This window comes from Bacteroides sp. 3_2_5 (genome assembly GCF_000159855.2).
GTDB lineage: Bacteria > Bacteroidota > Bacteroidia > Bacteroidales > Bacteroidaceae > Bacteroides > Bacteroides fragilis.
Genome location: NZ_JH636044.1, coordinates 120317 through 137228, shown reverse-complemented (window position 1 = coordinate 137228; position 16912 = coordinate 120317). Strand labels below are relative to the sequence as shown.

The 16912-nt window shown below is 38.0% G+C and carries 19 protein-coding genes and 1 pseudogene; 1 reads left to right on the top strand and 19 read right to left on the bottom strand.

What is annotated here, in order from left to right; genetic code table 11:
* Positions 1 to 34 precede the first annotated feature (34 nt).
* The 16 genes from truB to BSHG_RS16970 form a co-directional block, all read right to left on the bottom strand.
* A complete protein-coding gene (truB, locus tag BSHG_RS16910) occupies positions 35 to 736 on the bottom strand; it encodes a tRNA pseudouridine(55) synthase TruB (RefSeq protein ID WP_005783635.1) in 702 nt (233 codons plus the stop codon).
* 7 nt (positions 737 to 743) lie between these two features.
* Entirely contained in the window at positions 744 to 1544 is an 801-nt protein-coding gene (locus BSHG_RS16915; RefSeq protein WP_005783633.1) for an undecaprenyl-diphosphate phosphatase, read from the bottom strand.
* 6 nt (positions 1545 to 1550) lie between these two features.
* A complete protein-coding gene (locus tag BSHG_RS16920) occupies positions 1551 to 1784 on the bottom strand; it encodes a DUF3098 domain-containing protein (RefSeq protein WP_005779716.1) in 234 nt (77 codons plus the stop codon).
* A gap of 40 nt (positions 1785 to 1824) precedes the next feature.
* Positions 1825 to 2706, bottom strand: a complete 882-nt coding sequence (locus BSHG_RS16925) for a cell division protein FtsX (protein ID WP_005779718.1) — start codon at positions 2704 to 2706, stop codon at positions 1825 to 1827.
* Positions 2706 to 3605, bottom strand: a complete 900-nt coding sequence (locus BSHG_RS16930) for a methyltransferase domain-containing protein (protein ID WP_005783630.1) — start codon at positions 3603 to 3605, stop codon at positions 2706 to 2708. The genes BSHG_RS16925 and BSHG_RS16930 overlap by 1 nt, the downstream gene beginning before the upstream one ends.
* A gap of 149 nt (positions 3606 to 3754) precedes the next feature.
* Positions 3755 to 5764 carry a hypothetical protein gene (locus BSHG_RS16935; protein ID WP_005783628.1) on the bottom strand — a complete coding sequence of 670 codons (2010 nt, stop codon included), beginning with the start codon at positions 5762 to 5764 and terminating at the stop codon, positions 3755 to 3757.
* 74 nt (positions 5765 to 5838) lie between these two features.
* A complete protein-coding gene (locus BSHG_RS16940; RefSeq protein ID WP_005783626.1) occupies positions 5839 to 6882 on the bottom strand; it encodes a BF3164 family lipoprotein in 1044 nt (347 codons plus the stop codon).
* Between the two features lie 79 nt (positions 6883 to 6961).
* Positions 6962 to 7177: a hypothetical protein gene (locus BSHG_RS0220065; protein ID WP_005783624.1), complete on the bottom strand. Its 216-nt coding sequence runs from the start codon at positions 7175 to 7177 to the stop codon at positions 6962 to 6964.
* Between the two features lie 206 nt (positions 7178 to 7383).
* A complete protein-coding gene (locus BSHG_RS0220060; protein ID WP_005783621.1) occupies positions 7384 to 8001 on the bottom strand; it encodes a BF3164 family lipoprotein in 618 nt (205 codons plus the stop codon).
* Between the two features lie 37 nt (positions 8002 to 8038).
* Complete coding sequence (locus BSHG_RS16945; RefSeq protein WP_005783619.1) at positions 8039 to 9094, bottom strand: BF3164 family lipoprotein; 1056 nt, start codon at positions 9092 to 9094, stop codon at positions 8039 to 8041.
* 67 nt (positions 9095 to 9161) lie between these two features.
* On the bottom strand, positions 9162 to 9413 hold the full coding sequence (locus BSHG_RS16950; protein WP_005783617.1) for an NVEALA domain-containing protein: 252 nt from the start codon (positions 9411 to 9413) through the stop codon (positions 9162 to 9164).
* 269 nt (positions 9414 to 9682) lie between these two features.
* A complete protein-coding gene (locus BSHG_RS16955) occupies positions 9683 to 9904 on the bottom strand; it encodes an NVEALA domain-containing protein (RefSeq protein ID WP_005783615.1) in 222 nt (73 codons plus the stop codon).
* A gap of 93 nt (positions 9905 to 9997) precedes the next feature.
* Positions 9998 to 11137, bottom strand: a complete 1140-nt coding sequence (locus BSHG_RS16960; RefSeq protein WP_008657860.1) for a transcriptional regulator — start codon at positions 11135 to 11137, stop codon at positions 9998 to 10000.
* A 326-nt stretch (positions 11138 to 11463) separates the two neighbouring features.
* The gene (locus BSHG_RS21220; protein WP_008769118.1) at positions 11464 to 11622 is read right to left on the bottom strand and encodes a hypothetical protein; all 159 of its coding nucleotides are present in this window, start codon (positions 11620 to 11622) and stop codon (positions 11464 to 11466) included.
* A gap of 88 nt (positions 11623 to 11710) precedes the next feature.
* Positions 11711 to 12829, bottom strand: a complete 1119-nt coding sequence (locus BSHG_RS16965; protein WP_005783608.1) for a 6-bladed beta-propeller — start codon at positions 12827 to 12829, stop codon at positions 11711 to 11713.
* Positions 12830 to 13294: 465 nt separating this feature from the next.
* Positions 13295 to 13510 (bottom strand): NVEALA domain-containing protein, encoded by a 216-nt coding sequence (locus BSHG_RS16970; protein WP_005783606.1) that lies wholly within the window; start codon positions 13508 to 13510, stop codon positions 13295 to 13297.
* 309 nt (positions 13511 to 13819) lie between these two features.
* On the opposite strand from BSHG_RS16970, the pseudogene BSHG_RS23395 reads away from it, so the two are divergent.
* Positions 13820 to 13973: pseudogene (locus tag BSHG_RS23395) on the top strand (IS982 family transposase); the annotation flags it as partial.
* Between the two features lie 32 nt (positions 13974 to 14005).
* On the opposite strand, the gene BSHG_RS16975 reads toward BSHG_RS23395, so the two are convergent.
* From BSHG_RS16975 to BSHG_RS16985, 3 genes are all read right to left on the bottom strand, one after another.
* Positions 14006 to 15073 carry a BF3164 family lipoprotein gene (locus BSHG_RS16975; RefSeq protein WP_005783604.1) on the bottom strand — a complete coding sequence of 356 codons (1068 nt, stop codon included), beginning with the start codon at positions 15071 to 15073 and terminating at the stop codon, positions 14006 to 14008.
* A gap of 139 nt (positions 15074 to 15212) precedes the next feature.
* Positions 15213 to 15431, bottom strand: coding sequence for an NVEALA domain-containing protein (locus BSHG_RS16980; RefSeq protein ID WP_005783603.1), 219 nt, complete (start codon positions 15429 to 15431; stop codon positions 15213 to 15215).
* Positions 15432 to 15535: 104 nt separating this feature from the next.
* The gene (locus BSHG_RS16985) at positions 15536 to 16753 is read right to left on the bottom strand and encodes a winged helix-turn-helix domain-containing protein (protein WP_005792258.1); all 1218 of its coding nucleotides are present in this window, start codon (positions 16751 to 16753) and stop codon (positions 15536 to 15538) included.
* Positions 16754 to 16912: the final 159 nt, after the last annotated feature.

Genomic DNA, 16912 nt, shown 5'->3' with positions numbered 1-16912 from the left:
TTTATTAATTATTTTATTTTCTATTTCTTTTACTTCAATCAGATATCTCAACATCTTGCTGATCTATCCATTCCGCGAACTTTGCCGGATCCAGACACTGCTCTAACTTGACGTCTCCCACACGGGTACGTATCAGCCCGGTCAAGTGCGCCCCGCTTTGCAAAGCCTCTCCGATGTCACGTGCCAATGCACGAATGTAAGTCCCCTTGCTGCAAACCACCCGTATTTTAATTTCCGGTAAATTACACTCCAACAACTCTATCTCATCAATCACCAGCAATTTCGGTTTCAACTCCACTTCCTGGCCTTTACGGGCCAAATCGTAAGCGCGTGCACCATCTACCTTACAAGCCGAGAAAGCGGGAGGTATCTGCTGTATCTCGCCAACAAACGTTTTCAACGTCTTTTCCACCAACTCACGGGTAATATGCTCCGTAGGGTATGTAGCATCTATTTCATGTTCCAGATCGTAAGACGGAGTAGTAGCGCCCAACTGTATGGTAGCCACATACTCCTTCGTATGATACTGAAACTCCTCTATTCTCTTGGTAGCCTTGCCTGTACAAACAATCATCACCCCTGTTGCCAAGGGATCGAGTGTACCTGCATGTCCAACCTTTAATTTCTTCACTTTCATCCGCCGGCACATATGGTAACGGGCGTGCCCCACGACTTTAAAAGACGTCCATCCCAACGGTTTATTAAAATAAAGTACTTCTCCTTCTTTAAAATTCATCCGCAATTTATTGCAATTGTGAAACGACAATGGTGACCACTCCAACTATTGCACAATAAATAGCAAAGTAAATCAACTTACCTTTCTTCACGATATTAATCATCCACTTACAAGCCAGGCAACCTGAAACAAAAGCCGCAATGAAACCTACTATCAATGACAAAGTAGGAATATCGCCCGCAATAGCCTCACCTTTTATCATCTTCATACCATCCAGCAGCGCCTCTCCCAATATAGGAGGTATCACCATCAGGAAAGAAAATTGTGCCAGTTTCGCTTTATTATCCCCCAATAACAAACCGGTTGCAATCGTACTGCCCGAACGAGATAATCCCGGTAATACTGCACACGCCTGCGCCAGGCCAATGATAAATGCATCCTTCATCGAGATGTTCTCTTTCTGGCGTGGCTTTGCATAATACGAAAACGACAGTAACGCAGCCGTCAACAACAGCATGCAGCCAACAATCAGTAATCCCGAGCCAAAAATGGCCTCCACTTCATCTTTAAAAAACACCCCGACAATACCAATAGGAAGCATCGAAATCAAGATATTGATTACATAGCGTGTTTCACTGTTCATCTCAAACTTAAATAAACCACGGAAAATCCAGTCTATCTCTTTCCACAGAATCACCAATGTACTGAACACAGTGGCTACATGCACCACAATGGTAAATGCCAGATTTTCTTCTCCTTCTATACCAAATAAAGCCGAACCAATGGCCAAATGCCCGCTACTGCTTACCGGTAAATACTCAGTCAGTCCCTGAATCAATCCAAGGATCAGTGCTTCAAACCATTCCATCCTGTTTTATTCTTTTGTTTTGGGTTTGCGCATCACGCCATATATCATAAAAATAAAGCCCAGGAAACAGACCACCGGAGCCACCTTAATTCTTCTCACACTGAAAATGTCTGCCTGAAACACCGTTTCCGACGATGAAGGCCCTGTCATCAGGATAAAACCCAGAATAACCACTGCCATGCCGATAGCAAGCAGAATGAAGTTCGTTTTATCGAAGGCAAATTTTTGTTTATCACCCATTGTTATTTACATTAATTTATTTACATCTATAAATCCGGAATTACACATAATATAGCGTACTTGCTTTCATCCTCAGATATTTATTAATAGAAAGATAAGCACACAAGAAAGTGATGACCACACCGAACACCAATACTGCGCCCGATACCAGTAACATGACTTCGGGCGTAATTACCCGAATCAATTCAGGCTCATAGGATACCAGCCAGTAAGCGGCCCCCATCAGGATCGTATCTGCAATAAAAGCAGCCAGAACCCCACTCCATATATTCCTTTTCAAAAACGGACGACGAATAAATCCCCAGCTCGCTCCCACCAGTTTCATCGTATGTATCAAGAAACGTTTCGAGTAGATAGCCAGCCGGATTGTATTATTAATCAGCGCAAAAGAGATAAATGTCAACATCACGGCCAATGCCAGCAGAACAAGACTGATATTACGGATATTTTCATTTACCGCGTCGATCAAGTCTTTCTGATAAAGCACATCCTGTATATTGGTATTTCTTTTAATCAATTTCTCTATTTTCGCAATACTGTCGGAGTTCGCATAGTCCGAATGCAATTTAATTTCTATTGAAGCCGTAAACGGGTTATACCCCAAAAACTCTTGCGGATCGGTCCCCATGGCTTCCGTCTGCTCTTTCAATGCCTGTTTTTTCGAGATATATTCTGTTTCTTTCACAAAAGGTTCATTATTCAGCCGTTTCTGAAGCTTCAGAATATCTGTCTCCTTCATATCATCACTGATAAGCACGGAAAAATTAATATTTTCCCGCACATAAACAGACAAATTATTGGCCGCCAATACAAAGAACACCACAAGCCCCAGTAACAGCAATACCAACGTGGTACTGATACTGGAAGTGATGAACTGCATATCAAAATATGACACAGCGTTATTTCTGCTTTTACTCTTCATCAGCGTTTCTTTCTGAATACATAAATCATCGAACTACTCCGTTCCTTTTTAGCCTGGGCACTCAACCATGCCGCCGTTCCGGTCCACATGCCTTTCACAAAGGAGTATGCACTACCTTTATGTTTCTCTGTCAGCATCGACACATAAAAAGCATCGAACGGCATCGGATGACGAGCTGCCAGAATAAATCCGTGCTTCGCCCCGAACTGCTGAATCGTGGCAGGCGTAAAATGCCATAAATGACGGGGTACATCATAAGCAGCCCAGTACTTCCCGTATTTCATCGCATCATACGACGAGCAATTAGGCACAGCCACTATCAATACCCCTTTCTCGGTCAACAGTTCACGTAACAATTCCCACGTTTCGTCCAAATGTTCCAAGTGCTCCATGACGTGCCACAACGTGATTACATCGAACGTTCCCGGAACTAATTCTTTCAATGCAGCCTCCGGCCTCACATTCAGCCCGAAATGTTCGCGTGCAAAATTACGGGCTTGTCCGCTCTTCTCCACGGCCTCTACTTCCCATCCCCTATTCTGCATCGTATGGGCAAAGTAACCAGTACCTGTACCGATATCCAGTATCCTCCCGGTTTTTCGATGAGACTCTTTCATCACCAAACGCGCCTTTCTTCCAAGCATATACTGACGTACATGATGGTAAATGGCATTCATGGCACCTTTCTTCGTGTCCGAATGGGAAATATAATCAGGTGTTTCGTAATATCTGCCTATTTCCGCCTCTACCGGGACTCCTTGCGTAAAAGTAAATCCGCAATCTTCGCAGGTGTACAAGTCAAACTGTTCACCGGAAGCATAAAAATCCGTACAGGTCATAGCACGTTTCAAATGTGCGCCCCCACATAGCGGACAGGCATTTATAGTGAGTTTATTCATTGGTTTTATCTGCATATTTAAGTGTACCCCGAAACGTCAGGACACACTCCACCCGAATTTGGTGCAAAATAACAAATAAAAAGTGACGAATAGGCATTTCCTTAAGGAGGTTTAACAATAATGGCAAGGCAACTGTTCGTTCATAGCAATCATTCCCACTTCACATCTCCTTTTTCATAAGTAAATATACGCTCTGCCGTCTTTCCTTTCCAGCGACAGTTTTTCAACATCAGCAATGCTCCCCGGGGCACTCTCTCAAATACAAGATACCCTTTATGATCAGCTTGCTTACGCTCCACAGTCTTCCAACCATTATCCCAATATCTTAACTCAAATTCATCCGGACAGAACAACTGTGTTTTCAGGTAAGAAGTCATTCCAATATGACTGACCATATACTCTTTTCCCAGATCTATATCTACCAGCCTTTCTGCCACCCTGCCTCTATAGCCCGTCGCCCCCAAACCATCGGTTATCATCCCGGGCACTTCATTCCTTCCGGTAGCTCTCATCGAAGTAATTATCCTCACATTCCCGATCCGTCCTTCTTCCGTATAAAAAGAAAGCTCCCCCAAAGCAATGCTATCCGACGGTAATAATAACCTTACAAAGCGGTAAGGTAATCGTGCGGACACCTTCCGTACAACCGACTGCAGAGCCAGCGAGTCCGTCCATCTGCACAGTTCTTCTTCTGATTTTCCATCAAGTAATCCTACTATCCGGCTTCCTTTCATACACCCCAGATATTCCCTATTCTGATCATAAGCCGGCGCTCCCGTCACCATCCTCACGGCAACCTCCTCTGTTTCTTCATTTCCGCTCAGCTTCTCCATCGTTCCGTCATTCCGCAATCTGAAAGGTTCTGCTGCGGGCAATAATCCCCCCCGCTTGTAATAAACGGGTAAATAAACCATGTCCTTACCTATTTCCCGAAAGACAGCCCTCCCGTTTTCTACCTTTCCCCACTGCACAGGGTGCCAGTCCTGATATCCGAACACAGCCAAATACGCATATTTCACCCCTTGAGGCGCCTCACCTGTCAACTCCACCGTTACATCGGCCGTTTCAAAATACTCCGAAGAAACATCCACCTTTTTCACACTACGAAATAGCTCCGGAATATCAGCTTTATCCACCTCTACATCTGCCAACGGTCCTTCAATGTGATTTGAATAGGTATATCTGTATACCTTCGGAAGGCGGAATCTTCCCCAAAGCTCATCATCATTCCGGTTATTATAAATCCGCTTATATTTCCAGCGATCATTATCCCAAAACGCCTCAAAAGCATGCGATTCCCCGTTTATTAGCACCACATTCCAGGTATGCGAATTATTTCGGTTTCCCCATGCCGGAACAAAGTCAATGGCAACCGGAATCCCCAATGATGATAATAACAAAGAGTTATACCAACAGCGCTGTGCACATAACCCATGACGCATCTTCTCAAGAGTCGCCGCATTCCATATCGGAATCTTCGTCCCCCAAAAACCGGAATGAGTCAGATACTTATATTCATATAACAACGAATCGATCTCTTGTTGCCAATCCTTTCCCTCTTTCACAAAATACTTTCCCTGATGCCGTTTGTTGAACTCCCGGCGTGCATTGTCAATCAATAAGCCATTCTGTCGCCTATAAGGCAGTATATACTCACAAAAATCTTCAAACGAACAGTTTCTTGAATGCACATTCTCCACCCATGCCCGAAATGCCAGATCAATTTCCCGGATTAAATCTTCCGCCTTCATGCGGGTAATATCATAGTTAAGCTCCTGTCTCACCCGATGTCGATTACTAAAATTTTGCCAAAGACTATCTACCTGTTTCCCCCATTCCGTTCCTACCCGATAGTCATACTTTTGTCCCAATGAATCATAAGCCTCGTAAAAAGCAGAACAATCCTGCTCTACTATCGGATTAGCTCCATAACTTCCGGGCATATTGCCAATCAAGAAGCGTGCCGCCTCCAGCTTCCGGCCATCTCCTTCATAATGCTTCAGCACCGCTTCAAGTTCATTACGGTTATTGCCCGAAAGGGATAAGGCCTCCTCCACTTGTCTGTCTCTGCCCCCGCATGAGCAGACAAGCGGAAGCAAGCCTAACCCAATATATTTCATAATTTTCATATTCATATAACTCTTTTCACCACGGAGCATCACAGAGCCTTTTATTAATAATCAACGATTTAAAATCGCCTCCGTGCTACCCTGTATCCTCTGCGGTGTTCAGATTACATGTTAAAACGATAAATGATAATTTTATCTTCAAAGTTCCGAACTCCATAGATATGAGTTCCATCAATACAGAAATTACCTATAGGAAAAGGTAACACATATTTTTTCACTTTATTCCCATCCCAATCAAAACAGAACAGTTCATTAGACGCAAAGTCTGTTTTTGCAGCCTCATTGTAATTTTGTAAAAAGAGTGAAAAACAAATCAAGTCATCCGAGACTGCTATATTTTTTATTCCTCCAATACTTTGGTTATAATCAATTGCATAACCGCCTCCCTTCTTCCAGGTTTTCGGAATATGCTTAAAAGGACTCACATAGACACGATTTATTCCATCGTCAGAAACACGATAAATTTCGAAAATATCAGAAGCACGTATTGAAAGCACAAATTTGGATTGTTTACTATTTGCCTTCAATATACCTCCGAAAACGGTACCCTTCTCTAAACCGGACACCTCACCCGCATCGAAAGGAAGCTCTGCCACATTAGGTATAATATGATTCTGTGAGTCAAGAGCTCCCCAATAACCTTCCTTAAACCCGCCTGTTACTATTTTTTTATTGCCAACAGCATTAATTTCCAAAACCCTGAAATCCACATTATAAGGATAAGCCTCCCTTGTTATATCCGGATGTTCTTTTTTGCTTAAGATATCGGATATTAATACCGAAATCCTTTCTTTCTTCATTCGATCCAGAAAAACAATTCTCGAGTCAACGATTTCAAAACCAGACCCAAAATCTATAAACTCTTCTGGCCCTTCGCCTGTACGCCCCCATTGAGATAATAGCTCCCCATTATTTACATTAATAAATGAAAATGCATATTCATCCATTGCATGCTGGAGAATTAAAATACTGTCTACTATTTCCATATTCATTATAGCTCCCCAAGGAGCATTTTCATCTGAACAAATAAGATTATAGTCTACAATTTCGCATACTGTGTCAAATGAATAGACCGAACCAACATCGTTCTTCCTACATGAGGAAAATACAAAACACAATGAAAGAAATAAGATATATTTTTGTTTCATCTTCGTTACTTTTAAACAACTAACGTATATTTCATTTTTAAAGTATATCAAGCAAGCCCGTAACACCCTAACAAAAAAGTCAGTTTAACCGATAACAATAATAATGATAACGCTCTTCTCCACCATCCGTTTCCTTTGTCATCAGGCAGAGTCGTTCATCATTACTATCCACCGAGATGCATACACCCCATCTATCCAGTATCACTTTCTTTACAGCACGTCCTTCCCAATCAAATACGTAAACTTCATTTGCTATCGACTTATTTTTCCCAATTTGCCCCACTGTAAAGCGCATAAACATAGTTTTCAGTTGCTACCCCACGAAGAAATCCTTTAGGAGAATCGGCAGAGACATCAACAGAAGACACTTCGTTAGTAGATTGATTCTCAAATAACGGCGTATACGTATTCAAATGTACTACACTTTCCAGGCACGTGTCATTTACCACTTTCTGAATAGATAATAAATCGCACTCATACGCCAAGTAAGCAAAACGTTTTTTATCCGGCTTCATAATAAGATCGGAACAACAAATAGTTTACATCCCGATTTACCGCTTGCTCTGTTTGTGGAAAAGGGAGATATTGATTTAAAATCTCTTTCTGATTGCATTTCGCTATCAGGCCACTTTCAAAAGTCCCACTCCCGTAAAATATGGAATCCGAATATGCATATACCCTATTCATTCCTAACTTAGGAGCTGAAACACAATCTATCTTTGAAAGACTGCCTTGAGCTAAACTATCAATTTGAAAAGAACTTATAGTTTGCAAAGACTGATCATACAGTACCAAAGAACGCTTGCCCATATCTACATACATTTGGGATATAGATAGAAAATCATCCGGCCCCATGCCTTTATTTCCAAAAGCAACCATCTCTTTCCCTGTATTCATGTTATAAACATGCACCATCGGATTGGCAGTCCAATCTATTAGACACAGAGTGGAATCATAAGAACACACCAGATAGGGAGCTAATAGTTCCTTGTTTAAACTAACTTCCTTATCACTCTTAAGCGATTGTTCTAAAGGAAAATCATACACAGTTTTTTCTTCCCTGCCACAAGAAGAGAAAGAAAGTAAAATTACAAATAAAACGACTAAATTAAATCTCATATTATTCACATTTATTCTATAAAGTCACTATCCCACTTCAATCAGGCAAATGCTTCCACAACTCTGCCAAATCGACAGATTCTATATTACAATCCACATCTAATAGATACATCTTGGATTTGGTAAACACAAATGATCTTATTTTAAACGGAAACTTAAATTTTACAATAGGAACTCCATCTTTATTAAAAACCAGCAAATGAGTGGGGACTAAGGCTGAAGTATCATTCTCTTGATCCATTGTTATATCAGGTTTCCCTATATACGTCGCAAAAATATAATTCTGATAAACCCTGATATCACCAAAGCCCAAAAGATGTTTGTATTTATCTAATGAAATCCCATTTGCTGATTTTTGGATTATTGGAGATATATACATCCTCTCAAATACTGGTTTTATCTCTTTTTCAGATAAAATATCATAAGCAGCCATATAAGAAAAGTCATTAGAAGCATAATAAACCGTATTATCATCTATACATAAATGACCAATAAAAGGAGCGAGCTTATTATTTGCATTTTCCTCAATGTCTATCGGCACCCGTGCAAAAGTGGTAAGTGTATCCAAACTTTCGTCTAACAATGTAAACAAATGTTCTTTTCCAAATAAACGGGCCCCTACAAATAAACCACTTTGTAGACGACAAATCTGATAATAAAATTCTGAATTCATTTTAGGACTAACATCTTCAAGACACTTATATTGCAAACTATCATTATGATTTGATAGTAAATAAGTCATTCGCCTTGTCCTAGAACGTTCAGAAACATAAATAGTATCATTGCAATGTCCTATATATCCAGGAGTGATACATTCTCCAAAACCATTTCCTTTTTGCAAGAAGTGTCCCAGTTCGGAAGCATTCGATTCACATAAAACCAATGCTCCAGACGAAGGATCTCCATTGAAAAGAAAGAATAATGAATCAATCATTTCAAAAGGAAATGCACCTCTAGCAATTACTTCGTCTTTATTAATCCTATTAGTTTTAATATCTATAGAATTCATTGACAGAATATTTGCTATATGCTCTTTCTTATCTGAACAAGAACAAACAAGAATTAAAATAAAAAACGATACAATTTTATTCATAATAATAAATTAGGGGATAAAATATACTAGTCAAAGCTAATATTCCTATCCCCACTTTTTATAAGAATCAGTACTTTGTTTTTTGGTCAAAATAAGTTTCTAGATAATTCCCATTTGGGGTCACTATCAAAACAGAGCAATAACGATTAGATGCACTGACACAATCCTCATCATTAATCTCAGAACCAGCTAACGCCTCTACATTGGCCATCGTCAAATCCGACATGATACTTTCTACTCTCTGTGACTGATATATATTGTAGCCTGCAAAAGTTGCGACTACAGCGACTATCAGGGCCGCAAAAATCTTTTTACTCATAATCCACTTTTATGATGTTAATTATTTTCTTATTTGCCGTGTCTCTCTCTCGGGTAGCCACCTCCTCCGTAGAAAAAGTAAATGCTACATTTACTCTTTCTAATTAATTTTTCGCTATCTTCGTGCCGGGCAACCTCCTTTTTTAAAGGTTATCCGGGAGTGGACGATTCTAAGACTTTTCTCGGACGTAGATCGTTCCACTCCTTTCTAACCCCAATTAATAATGCAATGAATGATTATAATGTGATAAGATTTATATAAAAGAGTCCTCACTCCCCAAGACTAAATCCTTGAACCACATATTCTACTTTGATATGGTTAATAGGACAATCTACAGATCCGTCACCTAAGCAACCTAAATTGGTAACGTGTTCACCACCGGCAAGCGCCTCTACATTTTGCAAGAATAAGGAATTTACTCTCTTAGGAGTTTTCGCGGCAGGCCAATACCCGACCAGGGCTATTAAACCAAGCCCAAAGATCAATTTCATATAGTTTTTCATGGTTTCAAAGTATAAGTGTTAATAACTGGCAGCAAAGGTAAAAAGAGATTTTGGATAAACTGCTATCAATTTTATTGCCATTTATGTCAAATCATTATCAACAAGGTCGTCTATGAACAACATACGATAACGATCGCTTCCAAAACGCCTGAAACAAACACCACAACCAGCTTGCTCTAATCTCTTCCCTAATTTGTTTCCGGCAGAACAAAACGTATTTATCTGAACGTTCGATTGACCTTTCCAAATAAACTTAATAATATCCTCATCAGTCACAGTATAATCGGGAGCATCTAAAAAAAGCTTTAGAATCTGACACTGTTGGGGGGACAAAGACATTTTCTTGCCATTACAATTAAGAACTCTATTCTGGGCATCAAAAACAACTCCATAACGTAAACCATATAGTTGTCCTTCTACTTTACAAATTTGCTTTATTAGAGGTGCCTTTTTTTCCGGAGATGTTTCTTTTTCAACTATTATCTCACGAATCACCTCTTTCTCAACAACGACTTCCTTTTCAACGACAACCTCATAAGGAACCTCTTTTAATTCCGGCGGGCGATTCACCATTTTATAATAAAAGCAGATAAATAAAAGCATCAATAACAAACAAATTACAATCCATCCAAAAGGTTGCCAATGATACCATAATATTGTTTTCCAACTAAAAGCTAAAAGACCGATGACCTCTATCTCACAACGATTACCTATATATGAAGTTATAATCCCAGAAGAAGTATCCCACACACCATCGTGACTTGATGAACTAATAATCTTTCCTTGAAGATTTTCCATCCGCACATGTATAGTGGACTCTGTATCAATGTGATCTTTCTTAAGCATACTCTGCCAATGTTCATTTAAAGAATCCGGCAATAAATGGGATTTCTCACATAATATAGAGTGTATTGACCGGTTTCTCAGGTTCTGAGAAATGTTCTTTTTACTTTTCAGGGAATCAACCTCATACTCTTTTTTCCCCTCTTCTGTGATAATGCAAATTTTCAAAGGTAAAGTATCAGATGAACTCTCAGAAAACAGATGAAATAGATTTAAATTTCTTTCTTTTCTTTCTATCTCTTCTTGAAGCATCTGTACGAATAGCCTCTCCGCCTGTTGATGTACAGCCACCTTATTTCGTTGATAGAAATAGGCTCCAACCAATAGTGATAGGATTATCACTCCAATAACACACGAAAGCAATTTATTTTTTGTCATTTCGATTTATTTTACTGACAAAAATAATATTATTTCCTAACAAGAAGCTAAAATATAGAAAAAATTAAATAACAAATTTAGGGATATACAAAACAGTTTGTAAGTATTCTGTTCATTTCACACGCAAACAAGAACTCTTGTACGAGTCAACTAATTCCAATATTCCTCCAAGATAGATTGCATTCAGTACCGTTTCAAATTCATCACGGTTATTGCCCGAAAATAACAAAGCCTCCTCCCGCTTGTCTGTTCCACCCCTGCATGAAGAAAAATTTGAAAGATAAAAAATATATATTGATCAAACCCGTAACACCCTAATAAAAAAGTCAGTTTAACTGATAACAATAATAATGATAACGTTCTTCTCCACCATCCGTTTCCTTTGTCATCAGGCAGAGTCGTTCATCATTACTATCCACCGAGATGCATATATCCCATCTATCCAGTATCACTTTCTTTACAATAGTACCTCCTTCCCATTCCAATTTTTAACAAGTTCTTCAAGTTTTTCCTTCTCGGTCTGCTGACATGAGATTAGAAAGAAAAAACAACCTAACACCAGTATAAGATTTTTCATTTAAAATAAAATTTGATTAAACAGGGGTTATCATCTTCTAAACGCTCTTCCAGCTTCTTATATTCCTCCGAAGGAAGCACTTTTTCATAGTTTGGAAAGTCTTCATTGAAAACAATACAAGTCAGGAAATCTTCATTTAAGGCTAAAGGATGGAGCAAAACACCCTCCGCTGTTTTCTCAAAAAAGAAACTCTTGCCGTCATCCTTTCGATAAAACAGATTTATCCGATGCCGAAGGCCAAACGTCAACATGGTATAATAATATTTTTTATTCTGAAATTGATGCCTTAATAAATAAGGCACAGTAGAATCACGTAAATACTGCAACATTAATTTATATTCCTCAACCTTTTGATCCTCTAATAAAGTGAATCCATACTCCTTCAAATCAAGATTATCTTTTCCAAAATCCCAACGGTATGCAACCCGTAAGCTATCTGTCCTTACTTCATATACTTCATTTTGATAAGGATTCGAAAAATATACTTTATGTTCATAATTATAAAAAGGTTTAGAATTCAGAGTAGTGAGAACGGGAGGGACATGCCAAAATTCTTTCATATTCTTGAAAGACTCTTTAGAAATAACGCTGATACAATTTTCATTCTCAGAAGCAGGTAATGTCCATGTAACGAAATACTTACTATCCAGTTCCTCTATCAATTGATAATTAGACCTCGTTGGCAGTTTTATTTCTTTTATGAATTTTCCATCCAGAGAATACACATAAAGAGAGCCAAATGGAGATAGCATATACACTGCATTTTCTTTTTCTTTAATAACGGCATCGTATATTTCACGATACTCTCCGGGGCCTTGTCCCTTTTTACCTATTTTATGCAAAAGGTGCCCTTCTTCATCAAAAGAAAACACAGCCGGAACCCCTTCATCGACAATATAATATCTGTTATCTTTTATAATAACTTTCACAGGCCTTACAAGAAAGGAACTATCATTGGTTTCCAATGGAATGACAGATATTTTAGAAAATAATTCTTCTGTTGGAACAGGGCGTTCAACCAAATCGACATGTAATACTTCACAGTCGGTTTTATCTCCAGTGCTTTTACATGAAAAAAGTATAAACAAGAGAAGTGTTAACAAGATATTCTTCATAATTTTATTACATTAAATTAACAATACAGGAAGTTATACCAAGAAAATTGTAGTAATCATCTCCTCTCCTGTATTTTAAAAAAGGAAATGAAGAAACTCTAAACTTTTGATATAACTTCTTCTTAATAGTTAGCAGGCACAAGAATATGTTTGACTACCGTCAAAATGACAGTTTCCCTAATCATCATAAACCTTGTAGCAACGTCCTACTCCATCAGAACACGTATGGGAGCAAGGATATTTCGGGTAGCCACCTCCGCCGTAGAAAAAGTAAATGCTACATTTACTCATTCCAATAAATTTTTCGCTATCTTCGTGCCGGGCAACCTCCTTTTTTAAAGGTTATCCGGGAGTGAACGATTCTAAGACTTTTCCCAGGACGTAGATCGTTCCACTCCCTTTCTAACCCTAATTGATAATGCAATGAATGATTCTAGTGTGATGAGATTTATATAAAATGAATCCTCACTCCCCAAGACTAAATCCTTGAACCACATGTTCTACTTTGATATGGTTAATAGGACAATCTACAGATCCGTCACCCAAGCAACCTAAATTGGTAACGTGTTCACTGCCGGCAAGCGCCTCTACATTTTGCAAAAATAGGGAATTTACTCTCTTAGGAATTTTCGTGGTAGGCCAATACCCGATCAAGACTATTAACCCAAAGATTAATTTCATATAGTTTTTCATGGCTTCAAAGTATAAGTGTTAATAACTGGCAGCAAAGGTAAAAAGAGATTTTGGATAAACTGCTATCAATTTTATTGCCATTTATATCAAATCATTGCCAACAAGATCCTCTATGAACAACATACGATAACAATCGGTTCCAAAACGCCTGAAGCAAACGTCACAACCAACTTACTCCAATCTCTTCCCTAATTTGTTTCCGGCAGAACAAAACGTATTTATCTGAATACTCGTTTCGTCTTTCCAAATAAACTTAATGATATCCTCATCACTCACCGTATAATCGGGAGCATTTAAAATAATAAATTGAAAAATATTACACAGATTGAACATCCAGACACCGCTGATTCAAAAACTCTATAGCCAATGCTCTTCAGCTATTGCTGCTTACTGTTTCTTTGAAAAGAAGCCTGCCATTGATGTATGTTTATCAAGCTCCAACCAATGGTGATAGGGTTATCACTCCAATGACATGTGAAAGAATCAATTTAAAGACAAACAAGAAAGCTCATAAGCATTCTGTTCGTTCTCGGCAATTACATAGATTGTGTTATCCTTCCCATCGACGGCAATATTAGAGAGGGAGCACCCTGTTTTAATTTTAGTTATTGGAATTCCCGCCCAATCAAATACAGTAATTTCCGAAGGTAAAGTTTCACTCCCTATACTATGTAATAATGTATATATACTATTATTGGTTACATATATGTCCTCAAAACCAATCTGAGTCGTTTCATTGAAAACAACATATTTAGGTATTGCCCCTTCGGCAATACCATATTTAGGCTCGTAAATATAAAGTATCTTTGCCAATGATAAGGAACAATTATCATCCAAATCAAACAATTCCAATACTCCTCCAAGATAGGTTGCATTCAACATCTTTGTCCTGTCAGGTCTTAATTTGGTTTTGGTATTGCTACAGAAAACTGACCAGACTTCTTCGTCATCGTTCGTATTTACACAATCAGAGAAAGAATTGTATAATTGAGTAACCTTTCCATCTTTTAATAATCCAAACCGAAGGCCCTTATGATTTGCTTTTACCAGAAAGTTTGAATCTTTAAGAGAAAGCATATCATAGATTATTGTAGGCACTTCGGTTTGAGGCAAGCTATCATAATTCACCTGTATAACCTCAGATTTCAATGAATCTTTCAAAAAAGAAGAAACATCATATTTCACTATTTTACGTAATGACGTATCGTAGGCATACATGATTTTTCTATCTTCAGATAAATTGAATGATTCCACATTTATAAAGTCAATAGGACCTTGCCCTTTTTCTCCAAATGATTTTATGGGTACACCCTTTAGAGTAAATAGATGGAAGAAATTATTATTAACATTATCCAATACCAGTAGCATTGAGTCTATACATTCTATTTGCAAAGGATACGAAAATAAAAACGTATCATTTAAAACAACCAGTTCTCGCGATATGCTATCGCTACAAATCACTCTGTTTGAAAACTCAATCTTCTCTTTTGTCGAGTGACATCCTAAAAGAATAGTCTCTATTAAGATTAATATACTGATATATTTTCCCATGATCTTTTTAATTTAGAGCTGACTATAATATTTTTATCTTTGCTATAGCTCTATTTCTAAAGTATTTAAAATCCAGCTCCCTTCCTCTAAATCTACTCCATTTTCAAAAAGGTTATTGAGTACAACCTTAATCGTTTAATTAGTACTCATATACAACCTCTACCTTATCATGGCTAACAGGACAATCTACAGAGCCTCGCCAATAACAATGAATCTGTGAAGGCTCTTCTCCACTTGCCAAAGCTTCGACATTCTGCAACAAGAGAGTATCTTGAGATTTTTTTGTCGGCTTTAAGCACCAAACCGAAAGGACAGCGACCCAAAATACAGTTACTTTCAAATAGTTTTTCATTTTCATAAGATATACGTTTTAATTATTCACAGCAAAGTTAAAAGCTATTGATCAATATAACACCATTTTTTGCATTACAATTTATTACATAATATAAAAGTTTCCCTAAATCACCTCTTTTCAGGCAGTACTAGTTGGTATTTATTAATATCCTTCTGAAAAATAGAAATTTCAGGATCTATACTTAGCGCAACACGTAAACGAGAAATTGCGACTCGCAAACGAATCATATCCCCAGTACCATCTTCCCATAAATATCGCAAGAGCTCCTCATAAGTTAAAATATACTCGGAAGCATTCAGAAAAGCATCCAACAGTTGACATGCTTGTGAAGTAAGAGATATTGTTTGGTCGCTACAAATTAATACCTTTGCATAAGAATCGAAAGTAACTTTTGGACTCAATCTGTAAAGTAATGGTTCCTTCCCAGATTCCCTTAATTCTTTCAGTTTTTGAATTTGATTCTCATACTCTTTCAGTATTTTCTCCATACTTTTTCTCTCTTCCTCGTATTCTTCGCCTTTTGCTGAAAAGTCTTTTATCCGTTTTTCATATTCTTTTTGTTTTACCTCCAACCTTTTCTGATCCTTTTCCAATTGTATACGAACCTTTCTTTCACGATCTCGGTCATTAGCTAAATGTTTTTTATCATTTCGAATTTTAGATATATACTTCTTTATCAAATACCAACTACAGAGAATAATGATAAGAACAGCCGTCACACTCCATATAACTTCAAATGGGATACTATGATACTGATATACGGCCCATCTTAAATAAGAGCAAAAAGCTATAACCTCGATTTCGCATCTATTTCCCACATAAAAAGTGAATTTATGCGTTCCAAAACAATAATCTTTGCAATTCTTACATTTACAATAAGAAATAGTATTATCTAAATGAGTTGTGGTTATATGTACATCGGTTTTAGCAAAAATTTGCTGGCTTTTAAGCCTTCTATTCCAAAGCAAATTTAAAGTATCTGTAGACAAACGACTCTTCATACAAGCAGCTGAATGCCAAGACCGCTCTGCCATACTTTGAGAAATATTCTTTTTACTCTTTTTAGCATCAACAGTAAAAGTCTTGACTCCCTTACTTGTTGTAACACGAATCGTTAAAGGAATAGTATCGATTGTTACTTTGGAGATATAAAATAGATTCAATTCTTGCTGCTTTCTGTGTAGTTCCTCATTCAAAACTTCCTTCAGAAGATACTCGGTTTCGGCATACATTGCTTCCATGTTCCTCTGATAGAAGTGCATACTAATTAAAAATGCTTGCATCAATATCCCAAAAATCCATAAAAATAACCTAGAACGTTTCATCACTGTTTGTTTTTGCAAACAAATGTAATACTTTACAATATTATCTCAAAGTTCCCTCATAGATTTCACTGACTGACAGAGAATAAACTCACAATTGGCCCATTGTTGATGCTGGTAAGCAGGCCTTCAAATATTTGCCTCAAACAGGCACAAAAAAGC

Excerpts from the sequence above, each read along its gene's own strand:
- BSHG_RS16960 (WP_008657860.1), bottom strand. The coding sequence starts at position 11,137 with ATGACAAAAAATAAATTGCTTTCGTGTGTTATTGGAGTGATAATCCTA.
- BSHG_RS16970 (WP_005783606.1), bottom strand. The coding sequence starts at position 13,510 with ATGAAATTAATCTTTGGGTTAATAGTCTTGATCGGGTATTGGCCTACC.
- BSHG_RS16965 (WP_005783608.1), bottom strand. The coding sequence starts at position 12,829 with ATGAAGAATATCTTGTTAACACTTCTCTTGTTTATACTTTTTTCATGT.
- BSHG_RS16940 (WP_005783626.1), bottom strand. The coding sequence starts at position 6,882 with ATGAAACAAAAATATATCTTATTTCTTTCATTGTGTTTTGTATTTTCC.
- BSHG_RS16955 (WP_005783615.1), bottom strand. The coding sequence starts at position 9,904 with ATGAAATTGATCTTTGGGCTTGGTTTAATAGCCCTGGTCGGGTATTGG.
- truB (WP_005783635.1), bottom strand. The coding sequence starts at position 736 with ATGAATTTTAAAGAAGGAGAAGTACTTTATTTTAATAAACCGTTGGGA.
- BSHG_RS16975 (WP_005783604.1), bottom strand. The coding sequence starts at position 15,073 with ATGGGAAAATATATCAGTATATTAATCTTAATAGAGACTATTCTTTTA.
- BSHG_RS0220060 (WP_005783621.1), bottom strand. The coding sequence starts at position 8,001 with ATGAGATTTAATTTAGTCGTTTTATTTGTAATTTTACTTTCTTTCTCT.
- BSHG_RS16985 (WP_005792258.1), bottom strand. The coding sequence starts at position 16,753 with ATGAAACGTTCTAGGTTATTTTTATGGATTTTTGGGATATTGATGCAA.
- BSHG_RS16930 (WP_005783630.1), bottom strand. The coding sequence starts at position 3,605 with ATGAATAAACTCACTATAAATGCCTGTCCGCTATGTGGGGGCGCACAT.
- BSHG_RS0220065 (WP_005783624.1), bottom strand. The coding sequence starts at position 7,177 with ATGCGCTTTACAGTGGGGCAAATTGGGAAAAATAAGTCGATAGCAAAT.
- BSHG_RS16950 (WP_005783617.1), bottom strand. The coding sequence starts at position 9,413 with ATGAGTAAAAAGATTTTTGCGGCCCTGATAGTCGCTGTAGTCGCAACT.
- BSHG_RS16935 (WP_005783628.1), bottom strand. The coding sequence starts at position 5,764 with ATGCTCCGTGGTGAAAAGAGTTATATGAATATGAAAATTATGAAATAT.
- BSHG_RS16925 (WP_005779718.1), bottom strand. The coding sequence starts at position 2,706 with ATGAAGAGTAAAAGCAGAAATAACGCTGTGTCATATTTTGATATGCAG.
- BSHG_RS16945 (WP_005783619.1), bottom strand. The coding sequence starts at position 9,094 with ATGAATAAAATTGTATCGTTTTTTATTTTAATTCTTGTTTGTTCTTGT.
- BSHG_RS16920 (WP_005779716.1), bottom strand. The coding sequence starts at position 1,784 with ATGGGTGATAAACAAAAATTTGCCTTCGATAAAACGAACTTCATTCTG.
- BSHG_RS16915 (WP_005783633.1), bottom strand. The coding sequence starts at position 1,544 with ATGGAATGGTTTGAAGCACTGATCCTTGGATTGATTCAGGGACTGACT.
- BSHG_RS16980 (WP_005783603.1), bottom strand. The coding sequence starts at position 15,431 with ATGAAAATGAAAAACTATTTGAAAGTAACTGTATTTTGGGTCGCTGTC.